Here is a 22,129-nt window from a genome sequence, read left to right as displayed (position 1 = left end):
TGGGGCAATCACGTTCACCGCCAGAACGGTTTGCTTTGCGCCAGCGCGTCGAACGCCTTTTGCGCTTCTAACGCCAATTCCTCCAGGCGCGCGCTGATCCAGCCGAGCGCGAACCAGGCTTGCGGATGGGTGGCGGTACACGACTCGTAATAGTCCTTTGCGACGGCCAGGTCGTTGATCTCACCCAGCACGTCCTGCACCTTGGACAAGAGCTTGCGATAGCCGCGCAGCTTGGTGGTGGGCAGCAGCGATTCGGCAAATGCCAGGCTGTAGCGCAGCCTTTTCCCGCGCTTGCGCAATTCATGGCGGGTAGGGATGTCCAGCGTGGCGAACTGCGTGCCCTGGTCGGCCACTTTGCTATGCCAGCGATGCAGGCGGCGCGCCAGTTGCTTCTGCAAATGAGGCCGTTCAGGCTCGGGCGCCAGCATGGGAATGATGGTGGGCTTGACGCTTGATACAGACAAGCCGCCTTCCAGCCGGATGGTGGGCTCGGGCGCGGTGTCGCTGGGCGTGCCGTTGGCGATGGTTTGCGTGCCGTCCGACGGCAACGCCGGGGGCACGTCCAGGCTCCATTCCAGCAGTTCCAGCAACCAAGCCTGAAACGCCTTGCCGCCGGCGATTGTCTGCGCGTCCTGCTCGGGCGGCGCGGCTTCCATCGGGATGACGGGCATGCCGGCGCGGATCAGCGCGGGCGCCACGGTTTCGTTCAGCACGTCCTGGTCGCGGTTGGCGCCGAAGGCGGCGAAGTGGGTGCGCGCGCCTTGCAGGATGGCGTCGGGCACCGGCGCTACCCAGCCTTCGAACAGCTTCCACGCCGACCGCAGCCGCCGCACGCCCACGCGCAACTGGTGCACGTGTTCAGAATTGCCGGCACGGTAAACGCCTTCGGTATCCACTTCAGCCAGCACCGCGGCGTTGCGCGCGATCTGGTCCAGGCATTCCGCGGCGATGCGGCCCAGCGCCTGCGGCGCCGTCATGTCGTCGCGCAACTTGACCCCGGATGCGCCGCGCGGCGCCCAGAACTGGGCAATGGCCCGGGCGCGGCGCGCCTCCAGATCATCGCCCTCCTTGGCGTCTTCCTCGGCAAGCCGTTCGGCCAACTGCGCCAGCGCATCGCCACGTTCGGACTTGCTGCGGGGATCCAGCACCAGGCTGTGCCGCTGCTGCCAGCCGCGCGCAACAGCAAAGATGGCGGCGGGGCGGCCCGACACCAGTTCAAATTCCAATTCTGAAATGGGCAGTTCCAGCGCGCCCGCGCGCAGGATGCCGGTGTCGTAGGCCAGTTCAACCGTGCCGTATCGCGTGCGGACTTTGCGCAGTTGGCGCAGCACATCGGTTTCATAGCGCAGGCCCAGTTCGCCCTTGATCGCGCTCAGCGCCGCTTCGACTTCAGTGCCGGCATATACCGACAGGTCCAGCACGGGGCCGGGGCGGGGGTGGTTCAGTTCGATGCGGGTGATGGCGTTGATGCCGGGCATCTTCAGCGTTTGCACCCAATCGGGGCCTTCCTGGCGCAGGCGGATGGCGATGCGCGCCCGCGCCAGTTCGCGCTCGGGCGTATCGAAATACATGGCATGCAAACGGATGCGCGTGGCTTCGCGTTGTTTGACTTCCTTCAGCACGGCCTGACGCGTCGCGGCGGGCACGTGCAGTTTCAATTCCTGTTCCGACATGGCGGTGGGTGTCCGACGGCAAAAGCCGAGATGTTAATCAAGCAAGGGGCGGGATTTGATGACCGTTCATATTTTGGTCATATCGAGCATAGACGCCATTTGTTGCGCGAAACAAGTCGGCACCGCAGCAAAAGAAAAAAGCGCCACCCTTTTTCAAGGGCGGCGCCAAGGAGCGCTGGTCAGGGGAAACCGACAAGCGTAAATAGAACTCAACTACGGTCTGCAACTACCGGTCCATCACTACAGAATCCGTTTGCGCGCCTGGGTGATGATGATTTCGGCCAACACAACCACCACGAAGATGGCGGCCAACACCAAGGCCACGCGGTCCCACTGGAACAGATTCAACGCCGTATCCAGCGCCATGCCGATGCCGCCCGCGCCCACCAGGCCCAGCACGGCGGATTCGCGCACGTTGATGTCCCAGCGCAGCAGCACGATGGACCAGAACGCCGGGCGGATCTGCGGCCAGTAGGCATACCACAGCACCGCGCCCTTGCTGGCGCCCGTGGCGGTCACCGCTTCGATCGGCCCGCGTTGCGCTTCCTCGATGGCTTCGCCCACCAGCTTGCCGACGAAACCGATCGAGCGAAACGCAATCGCCAGCGTGCCGGCCAACGCTCCGGGCCCGAAGATGGCGATGAACAGCAGCGCCCACACCAGCGAATTGACCGAGCGGCTGGACACCAGGATCAAGCGCGCCAACATGTTGATGGTTTTGCTGGGCGTCAGGTTGTTGGCCGCCAGCAAGCCCACCGGCACCGCCATGAAGACGGACAGAATGGTGCCCAGCGTGGCGATGTGCAGCGTTTCGATCAGCGCCGCGTGCACGCCATCCGGGTAGTAGGCCCAGTCGATCGGCCACATGCGGCGGAACAGGTCGGCCATCTGCTCGGGGGCGTCATACAGGAATTCCGGTATGACCTCCACGCCGCGGATGGCTTGGACAATGGCCGCGACCACCAGCAGGTACAGCGCAAAGCGCAGCAGCCGCTGCCCCATGCTGTAGCGCTGCCAGACGCGCGGCGTACCCGCCGGGTTCAGGGTAGAGGCGTGAGCGTTCATTCTTCCACCTCCGCCTTGCGGGCCACCGGCGGCTTGCCGGAACCGATGCCGCGCGCGCCGGCAAAGCGGCCTTGCAGGATGCGGTCAAAGCCCAGGTTGTCCAGGAATACGGCGCGCACGAAGCCCGCGATGATTTCGCCCAGCATGATGATGGCGATCAGGGTCAGCAAGATGGCGCTGACGAAGTCGTAGTCAAAGCGCTGGAACGCCGAGAACAACGTGCCGCCCACCCCGCCCGCGCCCACGATCCCCACCATGGTGGAGTTGCGCAGGTTGGAGTCGAACTGGTAGGTGGCAAAGCCGATGAAGCGCGCGAACACCTGCGGCAGCACGCCGAAGATGATCACGTTGGCGAACGACGCGCCGCTGGCGCGCACCGCCTCCACTTGCTTCAACGAGATCTCTTCGATGGCCTCGGTGAACAGCTTGCCGATGAAGCCGATGGACGCCACCGTCAGTGCCAGAATGCCCGCCAGCGCGCCAAAGCCCACGGCCTTGACGAACAGGATGGCGACAATGACCGGGTGCAGTGCGCGGCACAAGGCCACCAGCGAACGGGCGGGCCACGACACCCAGGCGGGCATCATGTTGCGCGCGCCCAGAAGCCCCACGGGCAGCGCGAACAAAATGCCCAGCACCGAGGCCAGCACGGCAATTTCCAGGCTTTCGGCGATGCCCTTCCACAAGGTGTCGGGCTTTTCGAAATTGGGCGGAAACATGCGCGCCAGAAAGGTCGAGGCGTGCCCCATGCCGCTTTCAAAGCGCGCCCAACTGAAATCCAGTTGCGCGGCCGCGTAGACGGTGTAGATCAGCAGCAACACCAGGCCCGCCTTGGCGCGCCCGGACATGGCAAAGGGGCGCTTGCCCTGAAGGGGTGTCATTCCAGCCAAGACTCGCCTCCGTAGATGGTCTTGAGCATGGTGGCGTCCAGGCCCTGGCCGTCGCCGTCATAGACGACGGCTCCGCCAGACATGCCGACGATGCGCGTGGCGTAGCGGCGGGCCAGATCCACGTCGTGGATGTTGACGATGACGGGAATGCCGGTGGCGCTGCCCTGCGCGGACAGCAGCTCCATGATTTCCACCGAGGTCTTGGGGTCCAGCGACGAGGTGGGCTCGTCGGCCAGCAGTAGTTGAGGGCGCTGCATCAGGGCGCGGGCAATGCCCACGCGCTGGCGCTGGCCGCCCGACAGCGCATCCGCGCGCTGGTCCGCAAAGCCCGCCAGCCCGACGGTATCCAGCAGCTTGTAGGCGTGCTCGATATCTTCGGGCTCAAAGCGGCGCATCCAAGCCTTCATGGCCGAGGTATACCCCAGCCGGCCCGTCAGCAGGTTTTCCATCACGGTCAGGCGTTCAACCAGGTTGTATTCCTGGAACACCATGCCGATGCGCCGGCGCGCGCGGCGCAGCGACGCGCCACGCACGCGGGCCAGGTCCACGCTGCCTTCCTGGGACTGCAGCACGATCTCGCCCTGGGTGGGTTCGATCAGCCGGTTGACGCAACGCAGAAGCGTGCTTTTGCCGGTGCCGGAAGGGCCGATGATGGCGGTCAGGCCTTGGCCGGCGATTTCAAGGTTGATGCCATTGAGAACCGGCCGGCCGGCCCGGTATTCCTTGACCAGGCCGGAAATGCGTAGCGACGTCGTCATGCTGGATTACTTCTTGCTCTTGGCGGATTCGCGGTCGTAGGCGGCGCGGTTGAAGCTTTCGCCGCCCGATTCAGCCACTTGGCGGACGATGGCCCAGTCTTTCTGGTAGGTCACCGGATAGAAACGGTCGGCGCCGTCGAAGGCCTTCGACATTTCCGCGGGGAAGCGGTAGTCGTAGAAGCACTTCAACATCTGGTCGCGGAACTTCGGTTCCAGGTCATGCGCGTAGGCGAACGACGAGGTCGGGAATTTTTCGCTGGTGTAGATGATGCGGAAATCGGCTTCCTTGACCTGGCCGCGTTCAACCATGCGCTTGAACACGTCGGACGCCACGGCGGCGGCGTCGTAGTCGCCGGAGTTCACGCCCATGACGGACTGGTCGTGCTTGCCCGAGAAGATCACCTTGTAGTCCTTGTCCGGCGTCAGGCCTTCCTTGGGGAACAGGGCCACGGGCGCCATGTGGCCCGAGTTCGACGACGGCGCGGTGTGCGCGAGCTTCTTGCCCTTCAGGTCGGACAGCTTCTGGTACGGGCTGTCTTTCTTGACGATGACGATCAGGTTGTAGCCCTGGAAGCTGTCGGCATAGCCCTTCACGGCAAAGGGCACGGCGCCGGCAATGTTCACGGCGAACGCGGTGGGGCCGGTGGAAAAGCCGCCCACGTGCAGGCGGCCCGAGCGCATGGCTTCGATTTCGGCGGCGTTGCTTTGCACTTGGTAGAACACCACGCGCTTGCCCGTGCATTGGGACAGGTGCTTGGTGAAGGGCTTGAAGATGTCTTCATAGACCGCCGGGTCTTCCACGGGGGTGTAGGTGAACACCAGGGTGGACGGGGTCTTCAGCTTGGATGCGTCAGTGGGGGTGTCCGCCACCAGATCCTTGTTGGCGTCGCAGTACATCTGGTCCAGATCGCCGCGGTTGGAGCAGGTGTCGGCGGCGTTGGCGGCAGAGCCGCCAACGGCGAATGCGGCCAGGGCGGCCGCTTGCAATAGACGCATCGCGTGCATGGTTTGTCTCCTCAGGGGAATGAATTTGAATATTTCCTGAATTCAAACACACAAGAGGGAAAACGCGCACCTGGGAAAGTCCCTGCCTTTTTTTTCGAGAATTGTTCGAATTGTTCGTTTTATGTTCGTTTATTTTCGAACGTTCAAAGCACGGACCGTTACCCTCGATACCCAAGCTTGCGCGAAATCTCTTGCGCGCAGGCCAGTAGCGGCCGGGCGATCGTGCCGTCCCACGACACGTCGAACAAGCCCGTCGGCCCCAGGCTGGTTAGCGCCAGCACGATGTTGCCGGTGTTGTCGAACACGGGCACCGACAGCGCGTCCACGCCCGGCAGCGGGTTGCCCAGCGCGCGCGCCATGCCATGCACGCGGATGTCGGCCAACTGCGCGTCGATATTGGCGCGCGACGCCTTGCGCGGCGGGGGCACGCTGGCGATGACGGCGGTGTCGCCCTCTTCGCGGGCTATGTAGTGTTCGCTGACCTTGGGCGGCAGCCACGCCGCGAACACCAGCCCGGTGGCGGTGTGCAGCATGGACATCACCGTGCCCTTGCGCATGTTCACGTGGACCGGATAGCTGGCTTCGGTCATGTGGATCATCGTGGGGCCGTGCGAGCCCAGCACGGCGATGCCCAAGGTATGGCCAATATCGGATTGCAGCTTGGCGATCTCGGGCATGGCGATGCGCACGGGGTCCAGCCGCTGCAGGCTGACCAGCCCCATCTGCAAGGCAAAGGGGCCCAGTTCGTACTGGCCGGTGATGGCGTCCTGCTGCACCAGGCCAACCCGCACGAAGCTGACCAGGTAGGGGTGCGCCTTGGCTGAGGTCATGCCCGCGCCCGCCGCCAGGTCGCGCAGGGTCAGGGGCTTGCCGGCGTCGACCAGCGCGGCCAGCAGCGGCACGCCTACTTCGATGGATTGGATGCTGCGGCGGCCGTCATTGGCGGAGACAGCGGGGGTCTTGGAGGTGGCCACGGTGTGTCTGCCCTTACGCCGGTTGGGCCGGGGTTGGCTGCGACGGCTGCGGCGCTTGGCGCGCCGCCAGCAGCCGGTTGGCCATTTCAACAAAGCCCGCGCCGCCGTGAAAGGCCGCCACGAAAGCAGGGCGGTCCGTCAGGCGGTGCAATTGCGCCTGAATGTTCGCCACGCCGACCGAAATCGGAAAGTACGCGAACATCGGCTCGTCGTTGGGCGAATCGCCGATGAAGAGCGTGCTGTCCAGCGCATCGGCCACGTCCTGGCCGAATTCGCGCTGGAACATCGTGCGCGTCATGGTCAGCTTGTCGTAGTCGCCAAACCAGCCGTTCACATGAATGGAGCTGACTTTTGCCTGCGCGCCGGCGTCCTGGAAGATTTGGACGATCTTCGTGACCGCTTCGTCCGGCAGGGCGGGCACGTCTTCGCAGAAGTCGATGGCCAGATCGGCCACGCGGTAGTCCTGGTCGCTGGCGACGGCGCATCCGGGCACTTCGGCCAGCACGCGGTCGCGGATGGCGTCCAGGCGCTGGCGGCTGGCCTGGCGCGAGGCGGCATCCGTCCAGTAATGGGTGGTCATGCGGCGGGCCTGGCGGTCGTAGGCGTAGTAGAACGCGCCGTTTTCCCCCACCACGGCGCGCACCGGCCACATGCGGGCGATATGGTCGCACCAGCCGGCCGGGCGGCCGGTGATGGGCACCACCTGGATGCCGGCAGCCTCCAGGCGCTCCAGCGCGGCGTAGGCGTCGGCCGGCAAACGGCCTTCGGTGGTCAGCGTGTCGTCGATGTCGGTCAGGACGACGCGAACCGCCGCCGCCACGGTCAAAGGCATGGCCGCAAGGGCTTGCATGAGGTTTTTCCTTCGAGTTTTAAGGGGGATCTCCGGGCGAAAGTTTAACCGTACGCCCCCCGCCGGACGGGCTTCTTGCAGACCAATAGGGGTTCTGGCCCGAGGGGCGCTAAAATCCGGGCTTTCCCGCCTGGTTTGCGTGCCCGCCATGTCCGTCCAGTTGTCCTCTTTGCCCGGCTCCCAGCCGGAATCCTTCGGTATCGCTTCGGTAGCCGAGATCATCGCCGAGCTGCGCGCCGGCCGTATCGTCATCCTGGTTGACGAAGAAGACCGTGAAAACGAGGGCGACCTTGTCATGGCCGCCGAATTCGTCACGCCCGAGGCCATCAACTTCATGGTGACCCACGGCCGCGGCCTGGTGTGCCTGACCCTGACCGAAGAACGCTGCCGCCAGTTGGAGCTGCCCATGATGGCGGCCCGCAACGGCACGCGCTACGGCACCAACTTCACGCAGTCGATCGAAGCCGCCGAAGGCGTCGAAACCGGTATTTCGGCCGCCGACCGCGCCCGCACCATTCAGGTGGCGGTGGCGCGCGACGCCAAGCCGGCCGATCTGGTCCAGCCCGGCCACATCTTCCCGGTGCGCGCGGTGCCTGGTGGCGTGCTGGTGCGCGCCGGCCACACCGAAGCCGGCTGCGACCTGACCGCCATGGCCGGCCTGACGCCCGCCGCCGTCATCTGCGAAATCCTCAAGCCCGACGGCACCATGGCCCGCTTGCCGGACCTGGTGGAATTCGCCCGCCAGCACAACCTGAAGATCGGCACCATTGCCGACCTGATTCAATACCGCAGCGAACACGAATCCATCGTCAAGCGCGTGGGCAAGCGGCCCATGCAGACGGCCTGGGGCACTTTCGAGGCCGTGGCCTACGAAGACGCCGCCACCGGCTCCGCCCACTTGGCGCTGGTGCATGGTAACGTTTCTCCCGACGTTGAAACGCTGGTGCGCGTGCATGAACCGGCCTCCGTGCTGGACGTGCTGGACACCGGCGCCAGCCCGCATAGCTGGGGCGTGGCGAAGGCCCTGGAGGCCATTGCCGCCGCACCCGCTGGCGTGCTTGTCTTGATGAATTGCCAGTCGTCCACCGAACACCTGTTTGGCCAGATTGCCGGCTGGAACGACCCGAAGGCGCAGGCCAACGCCGCCGCCAGCACCGACCGTTTCGGCTTGCGCACTTATGGCATCGGCGCACAGATTCTGCGCGACCTGAATGTGGGCCAGATGAGGCTCCTGGCCCGACCGCGCAAGATGCCCAGCATGGCGGGCTTTTCCCTCACCATTACGGGTTACGATTGCGACCCGCAGAATACTCCCGCAACACTTAAGGCCGACACATGAACCCTTACATCCTTACCCCCGACCTGAACGGCGAAGGGCTGCACATCGGCATCGTACGCGCCCGTTTCAACGAAGAAATCGGCCAGGCCGAACTCGAAGCGTGTCTGAAGGAACTGGCCGAGCTGGGCGTGGACGAACGCGACGTGATGGTCACCACCGTCCCGGGCGCCCTGGAACTGGGCGTGGCCCTGTCCCACATGGCCGAAACGTTTGAATTCGACGCATTGATCGCGCTTGGCGCCGTCATTCGTGGCGAGACCTATCACTTTGAAGTGGTCAGCAATGAAACGGCCACTGCAATCACCCGTATCTCCCTGGAAACCGGCATCCCCATCGCAAACGGCGTGTTGACCGTCGACACCGACGAGCAGGCGCAAGCCCGCGCCGCCGGCAAGGGCCGCGATTGCGCCCAGGTGGCCGTTGAAATGGCCAACCTGGTGGCGGCGCTGGAACCCGAGGAAGAAGACGAAGACGAAGACGACGAGGACGAAGATTTTGACGACGAAGAAGACGACGACCAGCGCTGATAGCGCGGCGCAAGCCCGCGCCAACGCGCGCAGCGCACGCCGCCGTGCACGCGAATTCGCGCTGCAGGGCGTTTATGCGTGGCTGCTGCGCGGGGGCGAAGGCACGCAGGACGCCGGCGAGATCGACGCCCATCTGCGCGACACCGAGGATTTTTCCGAGGCCGACGCGCAATGGTTCAAGACCTTGCTGCATGGTGTCCTGCGCGAAGCGCCCGCGCTGCGCGAGCGTTTCACGCCTTACGTCGACCGCCCGCTGGCCGAGTTGTCGCCCGTTGAGCATGGCATCCTGCTGATCGGCAGCTTCGAACTGATTCATCATGTTGAAGTGCCGTACAAGGTTGCCATCAACGAAGCCGTTGAACTCGCCAAGTCGTTTGGCGGCACCGACGGCTTCAAGTTCGTCAACGGCGTGCTCGACAAGCTGGCCGCCGATGTGCGCGCGAACGAGGTCCAGGCCGCGGCGCAGCAGCGACGCTGAATCCGGGCTATTGGTTCGGGCCAGGGGCCCGGGCCAATGGTCTGTGTAGGGGTCAGGCGCATGCCGCCCTGCGCGCACTTTTCCAGTGCGCCAGGCGTGGTCTGCACCTGACCCCTTCGTGTATCCGATGTTTGTTTTCCCCGCCGGCCCGCGTGCTGGCCTCTCGGAGTTGCCGTGGCGTCCGAATTTGAATTGATCGCGCGCTATTTCACCCGGGCCGCGCCCGCCGGCTTGCTGGGCGTGGGCGATGACTGCGCGCTGTTTCCCGTGCCCGCGGGCGAGCAGGTCGCCATCAGCACCGACCTGCTGCTGGAAGGCCGCCATTTCTTTTCCGACGTGGACCCGCGCGCCTTGGGCCACAAATCGCTGGCCGTGAACCTGTCCGACCTGGCGGCCATGGGCGCGCGCCCCATCGGCTGCGTGCTGGGCCTGGCGTTGCCGCGCCTTGACGAACCCTGGCTGGCCGCCTTCGCCGATGGCTTCCATGCGCTGGCGGCTGCCCATGGCTGCCCGCTGATCGGCGGCGACACCACCCGCAGCGCGCATGACCTGGCGATCAGCGTCACGGTCTTTGGCGCCGTACCTGCCGGCCAGGCGCTGCGGCGCGACGCCGCACAAGCGGGCGACGACATCTGGGTATCCGGCGAGCTGGGCGCGGCCGATGTCGCCTACCGCCTGCTGGACGGCCAGTACCCCGCCAACGACGCCTTGCTGGCCGCCACGCGCGCCGCGCTGGAATGGCCGCAGCCGCAGGTGGCGCTGGGCATGGCATTGCGCGGTATTGCGCATGCCGCCGTCGATTTGTCCGACGGCCTGTTGCAAGACCTGGGCCACATCCTGACCGCCAGCCGGCTGGGCGCGCGCCTGGAAGTCGACAGCATGCCGGTGGCCGCCGCCGTGGCGGCGCTGGAAGACGCGCCTCGCCGTCGCGCGGTGCTGGGCGGTGGCGACGTCTACCAACTGTGTTTCACCGCCTCGGCCGCGCAGCGCGATGCCGTTCAAGCCGCCGCTCGCGCGGTCGGCGTTCAGGTCACTCGCGTGGGGCAGATGCAGGCGCAAGCGGGGTTGCAGGTGCTGGACGGACGGGGCCGGCCGCTGACCGACTTGCCGGGCGGCTTCGATCATTTCCCTGGCGCCTGAGCGGCTGTTCGCGCTTCGCCATTCTCCTTTCCCCATTCCCTTTTCCCCATCGGCCCAGGATCCATGTCCTCTTCCTCCAAGCCATCTCGCTCCATCCGCGAACGTTCGCGCGCCGTGTATCCCACGCTTTCATGGGTGTGCCGCGACCCCGGCCGCCTGATCGCCTTTGGCCTGGGTAGCGGCTTGATCCGGCCGGCATCGGGCACCTGGGGCACGCTACTTGCTTGGGGGATCTGGGTGGCCGCCGCGCCCGCCGCATCGAACCTGGCCATCGGCGTGTTCCTGGCGCTGGCCTTTGTGTACGGTTGCTGGGCCTGCCATCGGGTGGGCCGTGAACTTGGGCAATCCGATCATGTCGGAATGGTCTGGGACGAGATGGTGGCGTTCTGGCTAGTGCTTTGGCTGACGCCGGCTGGCTGGGTGTCGCAGTTGCTGGCGTTCGCGCTGTTTCGCACGTTCGACATCGTCAAGCCGCCACCCATCAAGTTCTTCGACGCCCACGTCAAAGGTGGTTTTGGCGTCATGTGGGACGATATCGTCGCGGCCGGCTACGCCTTGCTGGTCATGGCCTTGGTAGTGCGTACAGGAGTCTTGGGATGAACGAACAGCAAGCAGTCACCCGTTCGAATCTATCGGCGGCGCAGTTGTCGGAAGCCACGCTGGTCGGCCTGGCTGAACGGCTGGGCGATGCAATGCGGCGCAAAGGCTGGATGTTGGGCACCGCGGAATCGTGCACGGGCGGCCTTTTGGCCGGGGCGATGACGTCGGTGGCCGGTTCCAGCGACTGGTTCGAACGCGGCTTCGTCACCTACAGCAACGACGCCAAGGTGACCGAACTGGATGTGTCGCCCGACGCGCTGCACCACTTCGGCGCGGTCAGCGAACCCGTGGCGCTGGAGATGGCCAATGGCGTGTTGCTGGCATCGCCCAGCGCGCACATGTCGGTATCCACCACCGGCATCGCCGGGCCGGGCGGGGCCACGCCGGGCAAGCCTGTGGGCATGGTGTGTTTTGGTTTTGCGATGCGGGTGGACGACGGCATCAGCAGCCGCGCCGTCACTCATGTGTTCAATGGCGACCGCACGCAGGTGCGTCACGCCGCCGTGGAATTCGCGATGCGCGGCTTGCTGGAATTCCTGGGCGAGCCAGCCTGAGTCAGCGGGCCTGAATCAACGCAGAGCGTTGACTCAGAAAATCAACGCACCGCGTTGATCGCATCCCGCAGGCCCATCGCGGCCTGGCCGGCGGCTTCGCGCCAGTCGTCGCCGCCGCTGGCGTAGATGATGGCGCGCGACGAGTTGATCATCATGCCGCTGCGCGCGGCATTGGCGCCCGCGTTCACGGTGGCGGTAATGTCGCCGCCTTGCGCGCCGATGCCCGGTACCAGCAGGGGCAGGGCATCGCCGATGCGTTGGCGCACCGCCGCCAGTTCGTTCGGGAACGTGGCGCCCACCACCAGGCCGCACTGGCCGTTGGCGTTCCACTTGTCGGCCACCAGCCCTGCCACGTGCAGGTACAGCGGTTCGCCGTTATCCATCTTCAAAAATTGCAGGTCCGAACCGCCCGGGTTGGACGTGCGGCACAGCACGATCACGCCGCGGTCACGCCATGCCAGATAAGGCTCAACCGAATCCAGGCCCATGTAGGGGCTGACCGTCAGTGCGTGCGCCTGGTAGCGCTCGTACGCTTCACGCGCGTAGTTCTCGGCGGTGGAGCCGATGTCGCCGCGCTTGGCGTCCAGCACGATGGGCAGGTCCGGATGTTTGTCGCGGATGTGCTGGCACAGCGCTTCCAGTTGGTCTTCGGCGCGGTGCGCGGCGAAATACGCAATCTGCGGCTTGAAGCTGCAAGCGTAGGGCGCGGTGGCGTCGACGATGTCGCGGCAGAACTGGAAGATGGCGTCCGGCTTGTCCTGCAATTCGCGCGGAAAGCGTTGGGGGTCGGGGTCCAGGCCCACTTGCAGAAGTGAGTTGCTGGTGGTCCAGGCGTGTTCGAGTTTTTGCAGGAAATTCATGGGGGAGTTCAGTGCAGTTTGACCCGGGGGCGCGTGCGCCGCATCAGCAGGCGGGCCAGGGCAAGGGAGGCCGTGCGCGAGATGCCCAGCACCGCTTTGTGGTGCATCAGGTGCAGGCTCATGTACATCAAGCGCGCCAGTGTACCGCTTACGAACAGTCCCCGTCCGGCCAGCTTGCCCATCAGGCTGCCCACGCCAGCGTCCTGGCCCAGCGACACCAGCGAGCCATGGTCCTGGTAGACGTAGGGCGCGGTCGGCTCGGCGGTGCGACGCAGGCGCGCCGTCAGCTTCTTGGCCAGGTAGTCGGCCTGCTGGTGCGCGGCCTGGGCGCGGGCGGGCACGGTGCGCCCGTCGCGCCAGGGCACCGCGCAGCAATCGCCCAGGGCCAGGATGTGCGGGTCGGGGGATTCCAGCCGTTCGTTCACTTCCAACTGGCCCAGCTTGTTCAGCGGCAAGTCCAGATCGGCCAGCAGGGTGGGGCCCTTGATGCCGGCCGCCCACATGCACAACTGGGCCGGGAATTCCCGGCCGTCGGCGGTCTTGACGCTATCACCCGTCACTTCCGACACCCGGCACGACGTTTCCACACCAATGCCCAGCTCGGTCAGTCGGTTGGTGGCTGCTTCCGATATTTTTTCAGGAAGCGCCGACAGGATGCGCGGCGCGCCTTCCACCAGCGTGATGGCCAGGTCGCGCTCAGCGCGAAAGTTCGGCAAGCCGTAGGCGCTGACCACGTGGCTGGCTTCAGTCAGTTCCACAGCCAGTTCCACGCCGGTGGCGCCGCCGCCCACAATCACCAGGTCCAGCCGGGCCGACGGATTGCGCACCTTGGCCAGGTCCACCAGCGCCATGGCTTTCAGCATGGTCAGGCGGAATTGTTCGGCGTTTTCGGTGGTGTCCAGCGTGACGGCGTGTTCGGCCGCGCCGGGCGTGTTGAAAAAGTTGGACGTGCTGCCCAGGGCCAGCACCAGCGTGTCGTAGCTGAATTCACGGCGCGGCAGCACTTCCTGATTCTGCGCATCGTTGACGGCGTCCACCACGATCTGGCGGCGTTCGCGGTCTACGCTGACCAGGCTGCCTTGCGCGAAAGAAAAGCCGTTCATGTGGGCCAGCATCAGGTAGGACAAGCCTTCCTGGTGGATGTCCAGCGTGCCTGCCGCCGCTTCGTGCAGCGACGGTTTCCAGATGTGGAAGGGTCGGCTGTCGACCAGCGTGATGTGCTGGCGGCCGTGAATGCGGCCCAGTTTGGCGGCCAGTTCCAGGCCACCCGCGCCACCGCCAACGATGACGATGCGTTCAGAGCGTGCTGACGTCGAATTAGGCATCATGGCTCCCAGTATAAATACGGTCGCATCCCTCGTGGGATGCAGCCCGTGTCAATGCATGACGAATCGGCTGATGGCCACGCCCACCCACACGACGCCGGCGAAGATCAGCAGCAGCATCACGGCCGCGCTGCCCAGATCCTTGGCGCGCCCAAGCAGCGGGTGGCGTTCCACCGACAGGGCGTCGGCCAGCGCTTCGATGGCGGAATTCAGCAGCTCGGCCGCCAACACCATCACCACCGTGCCCACCAGGAAAAACACCTCGACCGTGGTGCGCCCCAGGAAAAATGCCGCCGGAATCATCAGCACGGCCAGCGCCAGTTCCTGGCGGAACGCGGCTTCATATTTGACGGCCGCTTTCAGGCCTTGCCACGAATAGCGCAGCGCATTCAGGATGCGGCGCAAGCCGCCGGAGCTTTTGAAGGGCGAGTGTTGCGGGTCGTAGGTCATGAGCGCGTAGAAAGGCGGAAGGTGGCCGCTTTTTAACAGAGTTGGGTTGCCCGCATGTCGTGATGTCTGGCTATGGGCAAACCCTAATTGTGACGCATCGCGGTCAAGCGCAGGATTCTGGTCAATTGGTAAGGCCACTTTACCTTTCTGATATTGCACCGCCCGGACACCGCCCGGACACCGCCCAGGCCCCGTAGACCCAACCGCCACCATGCCGATCCAGACCATCGAGCCGCGCCGCTTGTACCGCCAGATCGCTGACCAACTGCGTTTGCTGATCGAAGCCGGCGAATTTCCCGTGGGCGCCCGTTTACCCCCGGAACGTGACCTGGCGCTGAAGCTGGGCGTGTCGCGCCCGTCGGTGCGTGAAGCGCTGATTGCGCTGGAAGTGGAAGGCTGGGTGGAAGTGCGCATGGGCTCGGGCGTGTATGTACAAAGCCTGTCGGGCGCGCCGCGCGCCAGCCTGACGGCGGAAAGCCCGCTGGAAACCATCCGCGCGCGCTGGACCATCGAAGGCGAACTTGCCGCGCAGGCGGCCCGCAACCCGGCGCCCGCGCTGGTCGATGGCCTGCTGGAAGCGGTGGGCGCCATGGAAGACGAAGCCCGCGCGGCCAGCGTGCCCATCCGCGGCGACCGGCTGTTCCATTTGCGCGTGGCCGAAATGGCCAGCAACGCCGTGCTGGTGCGCGTGGTGGGCGAACTGTTCGACGAACGCCACAACCCGCTGTCCGTAAAGCTGGGCGACTACTTCGAAAACCCCGATAGCTGGGCCGCCGCCATCACCGAGCACCGCCGCGTCATCAGCGCCATTGCCGCGGGCGACGAAGCCGCTGCGCGCGCCGCCATGCATCACCATCTTTCCTGCTCGTTCGACCGCTTGACCGCCAGTTGGCCGGGCGCGGCCGAAACGATGCGTATCGATAGCAAAGAGCCGGCGGCGTCCTGACGCCACCGGGGATCCGTAGTCGCAGTACGAAGTTGCAACCTGTAGGTGAAATCCCGATGTGAAACATAAAGCGGGCCGGCTCATAACAACATTCGCCGCGCCCGCCACCTCAAAGAGAGGAGACAACATGAATAAAGGCAACGCTATCAAAGTGCTGTTTGCCGCCGTCGCGCTGGCCGTCAGTGGCAGCGCGCTGGCGCAAACCAAGTTGAAATGGGCGCATGTGTACGAGACTTCCGAACCCTTCCATACCTCGTCGGTGTGGGCGGCGCAGGAAATCGAAAAACGCACCAACGGCCGCTATCACATCGATGTCTATCCCGCCTCTCAGTTGGGCAAGGAAAACGACATCAACCAGGGGCTGACCCTGGGCACGGTGGACATGATCATTTCCGGATCCAGCTTCGCCGCCAAGAGCTTCCCGCGCATCGGCGTCACCTACTACCCCTACACCTTCCGCAGCCCCGAGCACCTGATCGCCTACACCAAGAGCGACATCTACAAAGAGCTGACGCAAGGCTACGACCAGAAAAGCGGCAACCACATCGTCGCGACCACGTACTACGGCACGCGCCAGACCACGTCCAACCGCGCCTTCACCCAGTGCGCTGAAATGAAGGGCTTGAAGATCCGGGTGCCGGACGTGGCCGCCTATCTGGCCATGCCGCGCGCCTGTGGCGCCAACACCGCGCCAATTGCGTTCGCCGAGGTTTACCTGGCCTTGCAGAACGGCACGGTTGAAGCGCAAGAGAACCCGCTGACCACCATCGAAGCGAAGAAGTTCTACGAGGTGCAGAAGAACATCATCCTGACGGGTCACATCGTCGACCACCTGAACACGGTCATCTCGGGCAAGCTCTGGAAGAGCCTGTCCGACGCCGACAAGAAGGTCTTCGCTGAAGTCGCGCAGCAGGCGGCGGAGAAGGCCTCGGCCGAAGTCGCCGCGAGCGAAAAGAAAATGGTGGATGTGTTCAAGCAGCGCGGGCTGAACGTGGCCGAAGTCAATGTTGAAGACTTCCGCAAGACCGTGCTGGCAAAGGTGCCGTTCGAACAGTACGGCTACCAGAAGTCGGATTGGGAAAAGATCCAGGCGGTGAAATAGCCGCCTGCGGTTAACGACCACGGAACCGGCGGGCCCATGCGGTCCGCCGACCCACCGATATCCGATCAGGGGAACGTCATGCATTCCAACGCGAAAGCGGCGCCGATGGCGGCCGTGAGCCATCGGCCCGGCCCGGCGTCGGCACCCGGCCACACCAACCCGTCACCTGGCCCACACCAGACCAGCGTCGACGAGATCGTCCACAGTTTCGAAGAGGCCGACCAGCACAAGGTAGACCTTAGCGGCTACCAGCCTGAAGACTGGATTTGCCTGGGCATATTCTGGGTGATGTCCTTGCTGGTTTTTTTGCAGTTTTTCTCGCGCTACGTGCTGAATGACTCCTTTGCCTGGACCGAGGAACTGGCCGTGTATTGCCTGATTGGCGTGGTGTTCCTGGGCGCCGCCATGTGCGTGCGAACCTGCCGCCACATTCAGGTGGACTTCCTGTACCGCTACCTGCCCAAGCCGGTGGGCCGCGTGCTGGCCACCGCGATCGATATCTTGCGCACCGCGTTCTTCGGCTACGCGGTGTGGCTGACCTACCGCTACATCGTGCTGGTGGGCGACGAACCCATGACCACGCTGTTCTGGAACAAGGCCTATGTGTATTGGATGGCGCTGGCGGGCTTTGCCATGATGTTCCTGCGGTCGCTGCAAGTGTCGGCGCGCAACTGGCGGCAAGGCTATTCCATCCTGGAAAACCCCGCGGCTTACGACGCGCAGGATTGATCGTGTTCGCCGTGGCGCAATTCCTGATGACCCCGCATTGCCTATCCAGGAGCAAGACATGGGCATTTTGATTGGAACGTTTCTGTTGTTGATGATCCTGGGCCTGCCGGTGGCGGTGTCCATGGTGGGTGCATCGCTGCTGTTCATTCTGGTTTCCGGCAGCGTGCCCGACGTGGTGGTGGCGCAGCGCATGATCGCGGGCATTGAGTCGTTTCCGCTCCTGGCCGTGCCATTCTTCATCCTCGCGGGCAACCTGATGAACATTGCCGGCATCACCGGCCGCATCTACAACTTCGCGGTAGCGCTGGTGGGCTGGATGCGCGGCGGCCTGGGGCAGGTGAACATCGTTGGCTCGGTGGTGTTCGCCGGCATGTCGGGCACCGCGATTGCCGATGCGGCGGGCCTGGGCACCATTGAAATCAAGGCCATGAAAGACCATGGCTACAACACCGAGTTCGCGGTCGGGGTCACCGCCGCGTCCGCCACGCTGGGTCCCATCATTCCGCCGTCCTTGCCTTTCGTCATCTACGGCATGATGGCCAACGTGTCGATCGGGTCGTTGTTCCTGGCGGGCCTTATTCCTGGCGTCGTGCTGACCTTGTTGATGATGCTGACCGTGGCGTACTACGCGCGCCGCAACAACTGGGGCGGCGACGTTGCGTTCAACTGGAAGCGCCTGGGCGGGGCGGGTCTGGAAGTGCTGATCGTGCTGGCGTTTCCGCTGTCGATCTGGTTGATGACGCTGGCCGGCGTGTCGCCCAACCTGGCCACCGGCATTGCGTTCGCGGCGCTGCTGTTGATGGACTGGCGCTTCAACTTTTCGGCCGTGATGGCATTGATGGCGCCGGTGATCCTGATTGGCGGCATGACGCTGGGCTGGTTCACCCCCACCGAGGCCGCCGTGGCCGCCGTGATCTGGGCGCTGTTCCTGGGCCTGGTGCGCTACCGCTCGATGACGTTGCGCACGCTGGCCAAGGCGTCATTCGACACCATCGAAACCACGGCATCCGTGCTGTTCATCGTGACGGCGGCATCGGTCTTTGCCTGGCTGCTGACCACCACGCAGGCCGCGCAGGCGCTGACCGACGCCATCCTGAGCGTGACGCAGAACAAGTGGGTGTTCCTGCTGATGGCCAACGTGCTGATCCTGATTGTGGGTTGCTTCATCGACACCATTGCGGCCATCACGATCCTGGTTCCCATCCTGCTGCCCATCGTGCTCAAGCTGGGCATCGACCCCATCCATTTCGGTTTGATCATGGTCTTGAACCTGATGATCGGCCTGCTGCATCCACCCATGGGCATGGTGCTGTTCGTGTTGGCGAGGGTGTCGCGCTTGTCGGTCGAGCGCACCACCATGGCCATCCTGCCGTGGCTGCTGCCGTTGTTCGCGGCGCTGATCGCCATTACCTACATCCCGCAGATCACGCTGTGGCTGCCCACCGCCATGGGCATGGCCGGCAAATAAGGAGCACGCATTCATGTCGCAAAGACTGCAAGGCAAGACCGCCATCGTGACCGCCGCCGGCCAAGGTATCGGCCGCGCCGTGGCCGAGGCATTTATGCGCGAAGGCGCGGACGTGCTGGCCGTGGACATCAATGCCGAGGCGCTGGGTACGCTGTCCGGTTGCCGCACACAGGTGCTGGACGTGACCGATGGCCGCGCCATCACCGCGCTGGTGGAAGGCGCGGGGCCGGTGAATGTGCTGTTCAACGGCGCGGGCTTCGTCCACGCCGGCACCATCCTGGACTGCGACGAAGACGCCTGGGACTTTTCCTTCAACCTGAACGTGCGGTCGATGTACCGGTTGATCCGCGCGTGCCTGCCCGGCATGCTGGCGCGCGGCGGCGGGGCCATCGTCAACATGGCGTCGGTCGCGGGTAGCATCAAGGGCGCGCCCAACCGCTGCGCCTATGGCGCCACCAAGGCCGCCGTGATCGGGCTGACCAAGTCGGTGGCGGCGGACTTCGTGGCGCAAGGCATCCGCTGCAACGCCATCTGCCCGGGGACGGTTGAATCACCGTCATTGCGTCAGCGCATCGAAGCGCAGGCCGCGGCCAGCGGGCAGACGATAGCCGCGGTCGAAGCCGCCTTCACCGCCCGCCAACCCATGGGCCGCATTGGCCGCACAAATGAAATCGCCGCGCTGGCGGTGTATCTTGCCAGCGATGAATCCGCCTTCACCACCGGCACCGCCCAGGTGATCGACGGCGGTTGGTCCAACTGAAGCTTTCCTCTTTTCGCAACAAGGAACCGTTATGAAATTGATGCGCTATGGCGCTAAAGGTGCCGAGAAGCCCGGCCTGATCGACGCGCAGGGCAAGGTGCGTGACCTGTCTTCCGTGCTGCCCGACATCACCGCACAAACGCTCAGCGCTGCGCGCCTGGCTGAACTGCGTGCGCTGGATGCGTCCACGCTGCCGCTGGTGGCGAACCCGGGCCGCGTGGCGCCGCCGTGGAGCGGCATGGGCAAGTTCATCTGCATCGGCCTGAACTACGCCGACCACGCCGCCGAATCGGGCCTGCCCGTGCCGGCCGAACCCGTCATCTTCATGAAGCCGACGTCAGCTGTCGTTGGCCCCAACGACCCCGTCGTGCTGCCGCAGGATTCCATCAAGACCGATTGGGAAGTGGAACTGGGCGTGGTCATCGGCGAAAAGGCGCGCTACGTCAGCGAGGCCGACGCCATGAAACACGTGGCCGGCTATTGCGTAGTGAACGACGTGTCCGAACGCGAATACCAGATCGAGCGCGGCGGCACCTGGGACAAGGGCAAGGGCTGCGACACCTTCGGCCCCATCGGCCCGTGGCTGGCCACCGCCGATGAAATTCCCAACCCGCAAGACCTGGAGATGTGGCTGGAAGTGAACGGCAAGCGCTACCAGAACGGCAGCACGCGCACCATGGTGTTCGGCGTGGCGCAGTTGGTGGCGTATGTCAGCCGCTTCATGACGCTGTATCCGGGCGACCTGATCAGTACCGGCACGCCGCCCGGCGTGGGCATGGGGCAAAAGCCCGCGCCCATTTACTTGAAGGCGGGCGACGAAATCAAGCTGGGCATCGCGGGCCTGGGCGAACAGCGCCAGCGCGTGCACGCCTGGGACCCGGCGTTGATCGACGGCTGATCTCAACCCCGCCGGCAGCCCGCCCGTACCCCTTACTTTCCGGAGTCCTCATGTCCCAGAACGAATTGGCGTTCATCCGCATCCACCCGGCGGACAACGTGGTGATCGCCCGGCGCCAACTGGTCAGCGGCACGCGGCTGGAAGGCGAAGGCGTGACGGTGCAGGGGCTGGTGCCGCCCGGCCACAAAGTGGCCGTGCGCGCCATTGCGGCGGGTGAGCCGGTGCGCCGCTACAACCAGATCATCGGCGTGGCGCGGCAGGCCATCGCGGCCGGGCAGCACGTGCACACGCACAACCTGGAGTTCTCGGAATTCGAGCGCGACTACGCGGTAGGGCAGGGCGCGCACGCGACCGATTACGTGGCGCAGCCTGCCACCTTCGATGGCATCGTGCGCCCCGATGGCCGAATCGCCACGCGCAACTACATCGGCATCCTGACCAGCGTGAACTGTTCGGCTACCGTCGCGCGCGCCATCGCCGACCACTTCCGCCGAGACATCCATCCCGAGGCGCTGGCCGCCTGTCCGAACGTGGACGGCGTGGTGGCGCTTACGCACGGCGCGGGCTGTGCCACCGGCAGCGAAGGTGAGCCGCTGAAAGTGCTGCGCCGCACGCTGGGCGGCTATGCGCGCCACGCCAACTTCGGTGGCCTGATGGTGGTGGGGCTGGGTTGCGAAACCAATCAGATCGGCGGCTTGATGGAACAAGAAGGGCTGCGTGAAAGCGGGCTCTTGCATACCTTCAACATCCAGGACACGGGCGGTACGCGCAAAACCGTGGCGCGTGGCATTGAACTGGTCGAGCGCATGCTGGACCAGGCCAGTCAGGTGCGGCGCCAGCCGGTGCCGGCCAGCCATTTGACGGTGGGCCTGCAATGCGGCGGTTCCGACGGCTATTCGGGCATCAGCGCCAACCCGGCGCTGGGCGCGGCGGTGGATCTGCTGGTGCGTCATGGCGGTACCGCGATCCTGTCGGAAACGCCCGAGATCTATGGCGGCGAACACCTGCTGACGCGCCGCGCTCAAACGCCCGACGTGGCTGAAAAACTATTGGCGCGCGTGCGCTGGTGGGAAGACTACTGCGCCCGCAACGACGCCGAGATGGACAACAACCCATCGGCCGGCAACAAGGCGGGCGGCCTGACCACCATTCTTGAAAAATCGCTGGGCGCCATCGCCAAGAGCGGCACCACCAACCTGACCGACGTGTTCGAGTACGCCGAACCCGTGCGCACGCGCGGTCTGGTGTTCATGGACACGCCGGGCTACGACCCCGTGTCCGCCACCGGCCAGGTGGCGGGCGGCGCCAACCTGATCTGCTTCACCACGGGCCGGGGGTCCGCCTATGGCTGCGCACCCGCGCCGTCCTTGAAGCTGTCGACCAACACCGCCTTGTGGCAGCGCCAGTCCGACGACATCGACATCAATTGCGGTGAAGTGGTGGACGGCGCGCAAAGCGTGGCGCAGATGGGCGAACGCATTTTTCAGTTGATGCTGCAAACGGCATCGGGCCGCCGCACGCGCAGCGAAGAGCATGGGTATGGGCAGAACGAATTCGTGCCGTGGCAACTGGGCGCGGTGATGTAGGGGCCATCAGTGATGGAGGGGTTTTGGGTGCTGGTGGACGCTGGCGTTGCATTTAGTCACCGTCTTGGTGTCGAAGAATTCAGCCGCTACAGATATCCTCATCCGCGCGCCGACTGGCCGGTCATCCGACAGGTGCATGGCGCCTTCCGCCC

At 64.9% G+C, this 22,129-nt stretch carries 23 protein-coding genes; 13 read left to right on the top strand and 10 right to left on the bottom strand.

Annotated elements, in window-relative coordinates; genetic code table 11:
* Nucleotides 1-14: 14 nt before the first annotated feature.
* The 7 genes from ELS24_RS26005 to ELS24_RS25975 form a co-directional block, all read right to left on the bottom strand.
* Entirely contained in the window at nucleotides 15-1,673 is a 1,659-nt protein-coding gene (locus tag ELS24_RS26005; protein ID WP_127185768.1) for a CYTH and CHAD domain-containing protein, read from the bottom strand.
* Between the two features lie 240 nt (nucleotides 1,674-1,913).
* Nucleotides 1,914-2,738, bottom strand: coding sequence for a phosphonate ABC transporter, permease protein PhnE (phnE, locus tag ELS24_RS26000; RefSeq protein ID WP_050449551.1), 825 nt, complete (start codon nucleotides 2,736-2,738; stop codon nucleotides 1,914-1,916).
* The gene (gene phnE, locus ELS24_RS25995; protein ID WP_050449552.1) at nucleotides 2,735-3,619 is read right to left on the bottom strand and encodes a phosphonate ABC transporter, permease protein PhnE; all 885 of its coding nucleotides are present in this window, start codon (nucleotides 3,617-3,619) and stop codon (nucleotides 2,735-2,737) included. The genes phnE (ELS24_RS26000) and phnE (ELS24_RS25995) overlap by 4 nt, the downstream gene beginning before the upstream one ends.
* On the bottom strand, nucleotides 3,616-4,386 hold the full coding sequence (gene phnC, locus ELS24_RS25990) for a phosphonate ABC transporter ATP-binding protein (protein ID WP_127185767.1): 771 nt from the start codon (nucleotides 4,384-4,386) through the stop codon (nucleotides 3,616-3,618). Before phnC ends, phnE (ELS24_RS25995) begins: the two co-directional genes overlap by 4 nt.
* 6 nt (nucleotides 4,387-4,392) lie before the next feature.
* Complete coding sequence (gene phnD / locus ELS24_RS25985) at nucleotides 4,393-5,391, bottom strand: phosphate/phosphite/phosphonate ABC transporter substrate-binding protein (protein ID WP_050449554.1); 999 nt, start codon at nucleotides 5,389-5,391, stop codon at nucleotides 4,393-4,395.
* A gap of 158 nt (nucleotides 5,392-5,549) precedes the next feature.
* Nucleotides 5,550-6,365: an IclR family transcriptional regulator gene (locus ELS24_RS25980; protein WP_127185766.1), complete on the bottom strand. Its 816-nt coding sequence runs from the start codon at nucleotides 6,363-6,365 to the stop codon at nucleotides 5,550-5,552.
* A gap of 13 nt (nucleotides 6,366-6,378) precedes the next feature.
* On the bottom strand, nucleotides 6,379-7,215 hold the full coding sequence (locus ELS24_RS25975) for an HAD-IIB family hydrolase (RefSeq protein ID WP_127185765.1): 837 nt from the start codon (nucleotides 7,213-7,215) through the stop codon (nucleotides 6,379-6,381).
* A gap of 148 nt (nucleotides 7,216-7,363) precedes the next feature.
* On the opposite strand from ELS24_RS25975, the gene ribBA reads away from it, so the two are divergent.
* The 6 genes from ribBA to ELS24_RS25945 all read left to right on the top strand — a co-directional run bounded on the left by ribBA (nucleotide 7,364) and on the right by ELS24_RS25945 (nucleotide 11,853).
* Nucleotides 7,364-8,554: a bifunctional 3,4-dihydroxy-2-butanone-4-phosphate synthase/GTP cyclohydrolase II gene (ribBA, locus tag ELS24_RS25970; RefSeq protein WP_127185764.1), complete on the top strand. Its 1,191-nt coding sequence runs from the start codon at nucleotides 7,364-7,366 to the stop codon at nucleotides 8,552-8,554.
* Nucleotides 8,551-9,081, top strand: coding sequence for a 6,7-dimethyl-8-ribityllumazine synthase (gene ribH / locus ELS24_RS25965; protein ID WP_050449558.1), 531 nt, complete (start codon nucleotides 8,551-8,553; stop codon nucleotides 9,079-9,081). Before ribBA ends, ribH begins: the two co-directional genes overlap by 4 nt.
* Nucleotides 9,050-9,559: a transcription antitermination factor NusB gene (nusB, locus tag ELS24_RS25960; protein ID WP_006227614.1), complete on the top strand. Its 510-nt coding sequence runs from the start codon at nucleotides 9,050-9,052 to the stop codon at nucleotides 9,557-9,559. The genes ribH and nusB overlap by 32 nt, the downstream gene beginning before the upstream one ends.
* 174 nt (nucleotides 9,560-9,733) lie before the next feature.
* Nucleotides 9,734-10,699 (top strand): thiamine-phosphate kinase, encoded by a 966-nt coding sequence (gene thiL, locus ELS24_RS25955; RefSeq protein ID WP_127185763.1) that lies wholly within the window; start codon nucleotides 9,734-9,736, stop codon nucleotides 10,697-10,699.
* Between the two features lie 63 nt (nucleotides 10,700-10,762).
* Nucleotides 10,763-11,299, top strand: a complete 537-nt coding sequence (locus ELS24_RS25950; RefSeq protein WP_240669388.1) for a phosphatidylglycerophosphatase A family protein — start codon at nucleotides 10,763-10,765, stop codon at nucleotides 11,297-11,299.
* The gene (locus ELS24_RS25945; RefSeq protein WP_050449562.1) at nucleotides 11,296-11,853 is read left to right on the top strand and encodes a CinA family protein; all 558 of its coding nucleotides are present in this window, start codon (nucleotides 11,296-11,298) and stop codon (nucleotides 11,851-11,853) included. Before ELS24_RS25950 ends, ELS24_RS25945 begins: the two co-directional genes overlap by 4 nt.
* Before the next feature lie 41 nt (nucleotides 11,854-11,894).
* Here the strand turns inward: ELS24_RS25945 and pyrF are convergent, their stop codons facing one another.
* From pyrF to ELS24_RS25930, 3 genes are read right to left on the bottom strand one after another with little or no spacing between them, the layout of a single operon-like run.
* Nucleotides 11,895-12,713 carry an orotidine-5'-phosphate decarboxylase gene (gene pyrF, locus ELS24_RS25940; RefSeq protein ID WP_050449563.1) on the bottom strand — a complete coding sequence of 273 codons (819 nt, stop codon included), beginning with the start codon at nucleotides 12,711-12,713 and terminating at the stop codon, nucleotides 11,895-11,897.
* Between the two features lie 8 nt (nucleotides 12,714-12,721).
* Entirely contained in the window at nucleotides 12,722-14,041 is a 1,320-nt protein-coding gene (locus ELS24_RS25935) for an NAD(P)/FAD-dependent oxidoreductase (protein WP_050449564.1), read from the bottom strand.
* Nucleotides 14,042-14,089: 48 nt separating this feature from the next.
* Nucleotides 14,090-14,488, bottom strand: a complete 399-nt coding sequence (locus ELS24_RS25930) for a diacylglycerol kinase (RefSeq protein WP_050449565.1) — start codon at nucleotides 14,486-14,488, stop codon at nucleotides 14,090-14,092.
* Nucleotides 14,489-14,699: 211 nt separating this feature from the next.
* Between ELS24_RS25930 and ELS24_RS25925 the strand changes: the two genes are divergently transcribed.
* The 7 genes from ELS24_RS25925 (at nucleotide 14,700) to ELS24_RS25895 (ending at nucleotide 21,977) form a co-directional block, all read left to right on the top strand.
* Nucleotides 14,700-15,434: a FadR/GntR family transcriptional regulator gene (locus ELS24_RS25925; RefSeq protein ID WP_050449566.1), complete on the top strand. Its 735-nt coding sequence runs from the start codon at nucleotides 14,700-14,702 to the stop codon at nucleotides 15,432-15,434.
* 127 nt (nucleotides 15,435-15,561) lie between these two features.
* On the top strand, nucleotides 15,562-16,536 hold the full coding sequence (locus tag ELS24_RS25920) for a sialic acid TRAP transporter substrate-binding protein SiaP (protein WP_050449567.1): 975 nt from the start codon (nucleotides 15,562-15,564) through the stop codon (nucleotides 16,534-16,536).
* A 78-nt stretch (nucleotides 16,537-16,614) separates the two neighbouring features.
* On the top strand, nucleotides 16,615-17,265 hold the full coding sequence (locus ELS24_RS25915) for a TRAP transporter small permease (RefSeq protein WP_083447543.1): 651 nt from the start codon (nucleotides 16,615-16,617) through the stop codon (nucleotides 17,263-17,265).
* Between the two features lie 58 nt (nucleotides 17,266-17,323).
* A complete protein-coding gene (locus tag ELS24_RS25910) occupies nucleotides 17,324-18,733 on the top strand; it encodes a TRAP transporter large permease (RefSeq protein WP_127185762.1) in 1,410 nt (469 codons plus the stop codon).
* A 13-nt stretch (nucleotides 18,734-18,746) separates the two neighbouring features.
* Entirely contained in the window at nucleotides 18,747-19,493 is a 747-nt protein-coding gene (locus tag ELS24_RS25905) for an SDR family oxidoreductase (protein ID WP_127185761.1), read from the top strand.
* Nucleotides 19,494-19,524: 31 nt separating this feature from the next.
* Nucleotides 19,525-20,391 (top strand): fumarylacetoacetate hydrolase family protein, encoded by an 867-nt coding sequence (locus ELS24_RS25900; RefSeq protein ID WP_050449570.1) that lies wholly within the window; start codon nucleotides 19,525-19,527, stop codon nucleotides 20,389-20,391.
* Between the two features lie 50 nt (nucleotides 20,392-20,441).
* The gene (locus ELS24_RS25895; protein WP_127185760.1) at nucleotides 20,442-21,977 is read left to right on the top strand and encodes a UxaA family hydrolase; all 1,536 of its coding nucleotides are present in this window, start codon (nucleotides 20,442-20,444) and stop codon (nucleotides 21,975-21,977) included.
* Nucleotides 21,978-22,129 lie beyond the last annotated feature (152 nt).

This window comes from Achromobacter spanius (assembly GCF_003994415.1).
GTDB lineage: Bacteria > Pseudomonadota > Gammaproteobacteria > Burkholderiales > Burkholderiaceae_B > Achromobacter > Achromobacter spanius_C.
This window is presented reverse-complemented; position numbering and strand designations above follow the sequence as displayed.

What these genes read in the sequence shown, in the direction of transcription:
- ELS24_RS26005 (WP_127185768.1), bottom strand. Translation starts at nt 1,673, where the DNA reads ATGTCGGAACAGGAATTGAAACTGCACGTGCCCGCCGCGACGCGTCAG.
- phnE (WP_050449551.1), bottom strand. Translation starts at nt 2,738, where the DNA reads ATGAACGCTCACGCCTCTACCCTGAACCCGGCGGGTACGCCGCGCGTC.
- phnE (WP_050449552.1), bottom strand. Translation starts at nt 3,619, where the DNA reads ATGACACCCCTTCAGGGCAAGCGCCCCTTTGCCATGTCCGGGCGCGCC.
- phnC (WP_127185767.1), bottom strand. Translation starts at nt 4,386, where the DNA reads ATGACGACGTCGCTACGCATTTCCGGCCTGGTCAAGGAATACCGGGCC.
- phnD (WP_050449554.1), bottom strand. Translation starts at nt 5,391, where the DNA reads ATGCACGCGATGCGTCTATTGCAAGCGGCCGCCCTGGCCGCATTCGCC.
- ELS24_RS25975 (WP_127185765.1), bottom strand. Translation starts at nt 7,215, where the DNA reads ATGCAAGCCCTTGCGGCCATGCCTTTGACCGTGGCGGCGGCGGTTCGC.
- ribBA (WP_127185764.1), top strand. Translation starts at nt 7,364, where the DNA reads ATGTCCGTCCAGTTGTCCTCTTTGCCCGGCTCCCAGCCGGAATCCTTC.
- ribH (WP_050449558.1), top strand. Translation starts at nt 8,551, where the DNA reads ATGAACCCTTACATCCTTACCCCCGACCTGAACGGCGAAGGGCTGCAC.
- ELS24_RS25950 (WP_240669388.1), top strand. Translation starts at nt 10,763, where the DNA reads ATGTCCTCTTCCTCCAAGCCATCTCGCTCCATCCGCGAACGTTCGCGC.
- ELS24_RS25945 (WP_050449562.1), top strand. Translation starts at nt 11,296, where the DNA reads ATGAACGAACAGCAAGCAGTCACCCGTTCGAATCTATCGGCGGCGCAG.
- pyrF (WP_050449563.1), bottom strand. Translation starts at nt 12,713, where the DNA reads ATGAATTTCCTGCAAAAACTCGAACACGCCTGGACCACCAGCAACTCA.
- ELS24_RS25935 (WP_050449564.1), bottom strand. Translation starts at nt 14,041, where the DNA reads ATGATGCCTAATTCGACGTCAGCACGCTCTGAACGCATCGTCATCGTT.
- ELS24_RS25930 (WP_050449565.1), bottom strand. Translation starts at nt 14,488, where the DNA reads ATGACCTACGACCCGCAACACTCGCCCTTCAAAAGCTCCGGCGGCTTG.
- ELS24_RS25925 (WP_050449566.1), top strand. Translation starts at nt 14,700, where the DNA reads ATGCCGATCCAGACCATCGAGCCGCGCCGCTTGTACCGCCAGATCGCT.
- ELS24_RS25920 (WP_050449567.1), top strand. Translation starts at nt 15,562, where the DNA reads ATGAATAAAGGCAACGCTATCAAAGTGCTGTTTGCCGCCGTCGCGCTG.
- ELS24_RS25915 (WP_083447543.1), top strand. Translation starts at nt 16,615, where the DNA reads ATGCATTCCAACGCGAAAGCGGCGCCGATGGCGGCCGTGAGCCATCGG.
- ELS24_RS25910 (WP_127185762.1), top strand. Translation starts at nt 17,324, where the DNA reads ATGGGCATTTTGATTGGAACGTTTCTGTTGTTGATGATCCTGGGCCTG.
- ELS24_RS25905 (WP_127185761.1), top strand. Translation starts at nt 18,747, where the DNA reads ATGTCGCAAAGACTGCAAGGCAAGACCGCCATCGTGACCGCCGCCGGC.
- ELS24_RS25900 (WP_050449570.1), top strand. Translation starts at nt 19,525, where the DNA reads ATGAAATTGATGCGCTATGGCGCTAAAGGTGCCGAGAAGCCCGGCCTG.
- ELS24_RS25895 (WP_127185760.1), top strand. Translation starts at nt 20,442, where the DNA reads ATGTCCCAGAACGAATTGGCGTTCATCCGCATCCACCCGGCGGACAAC.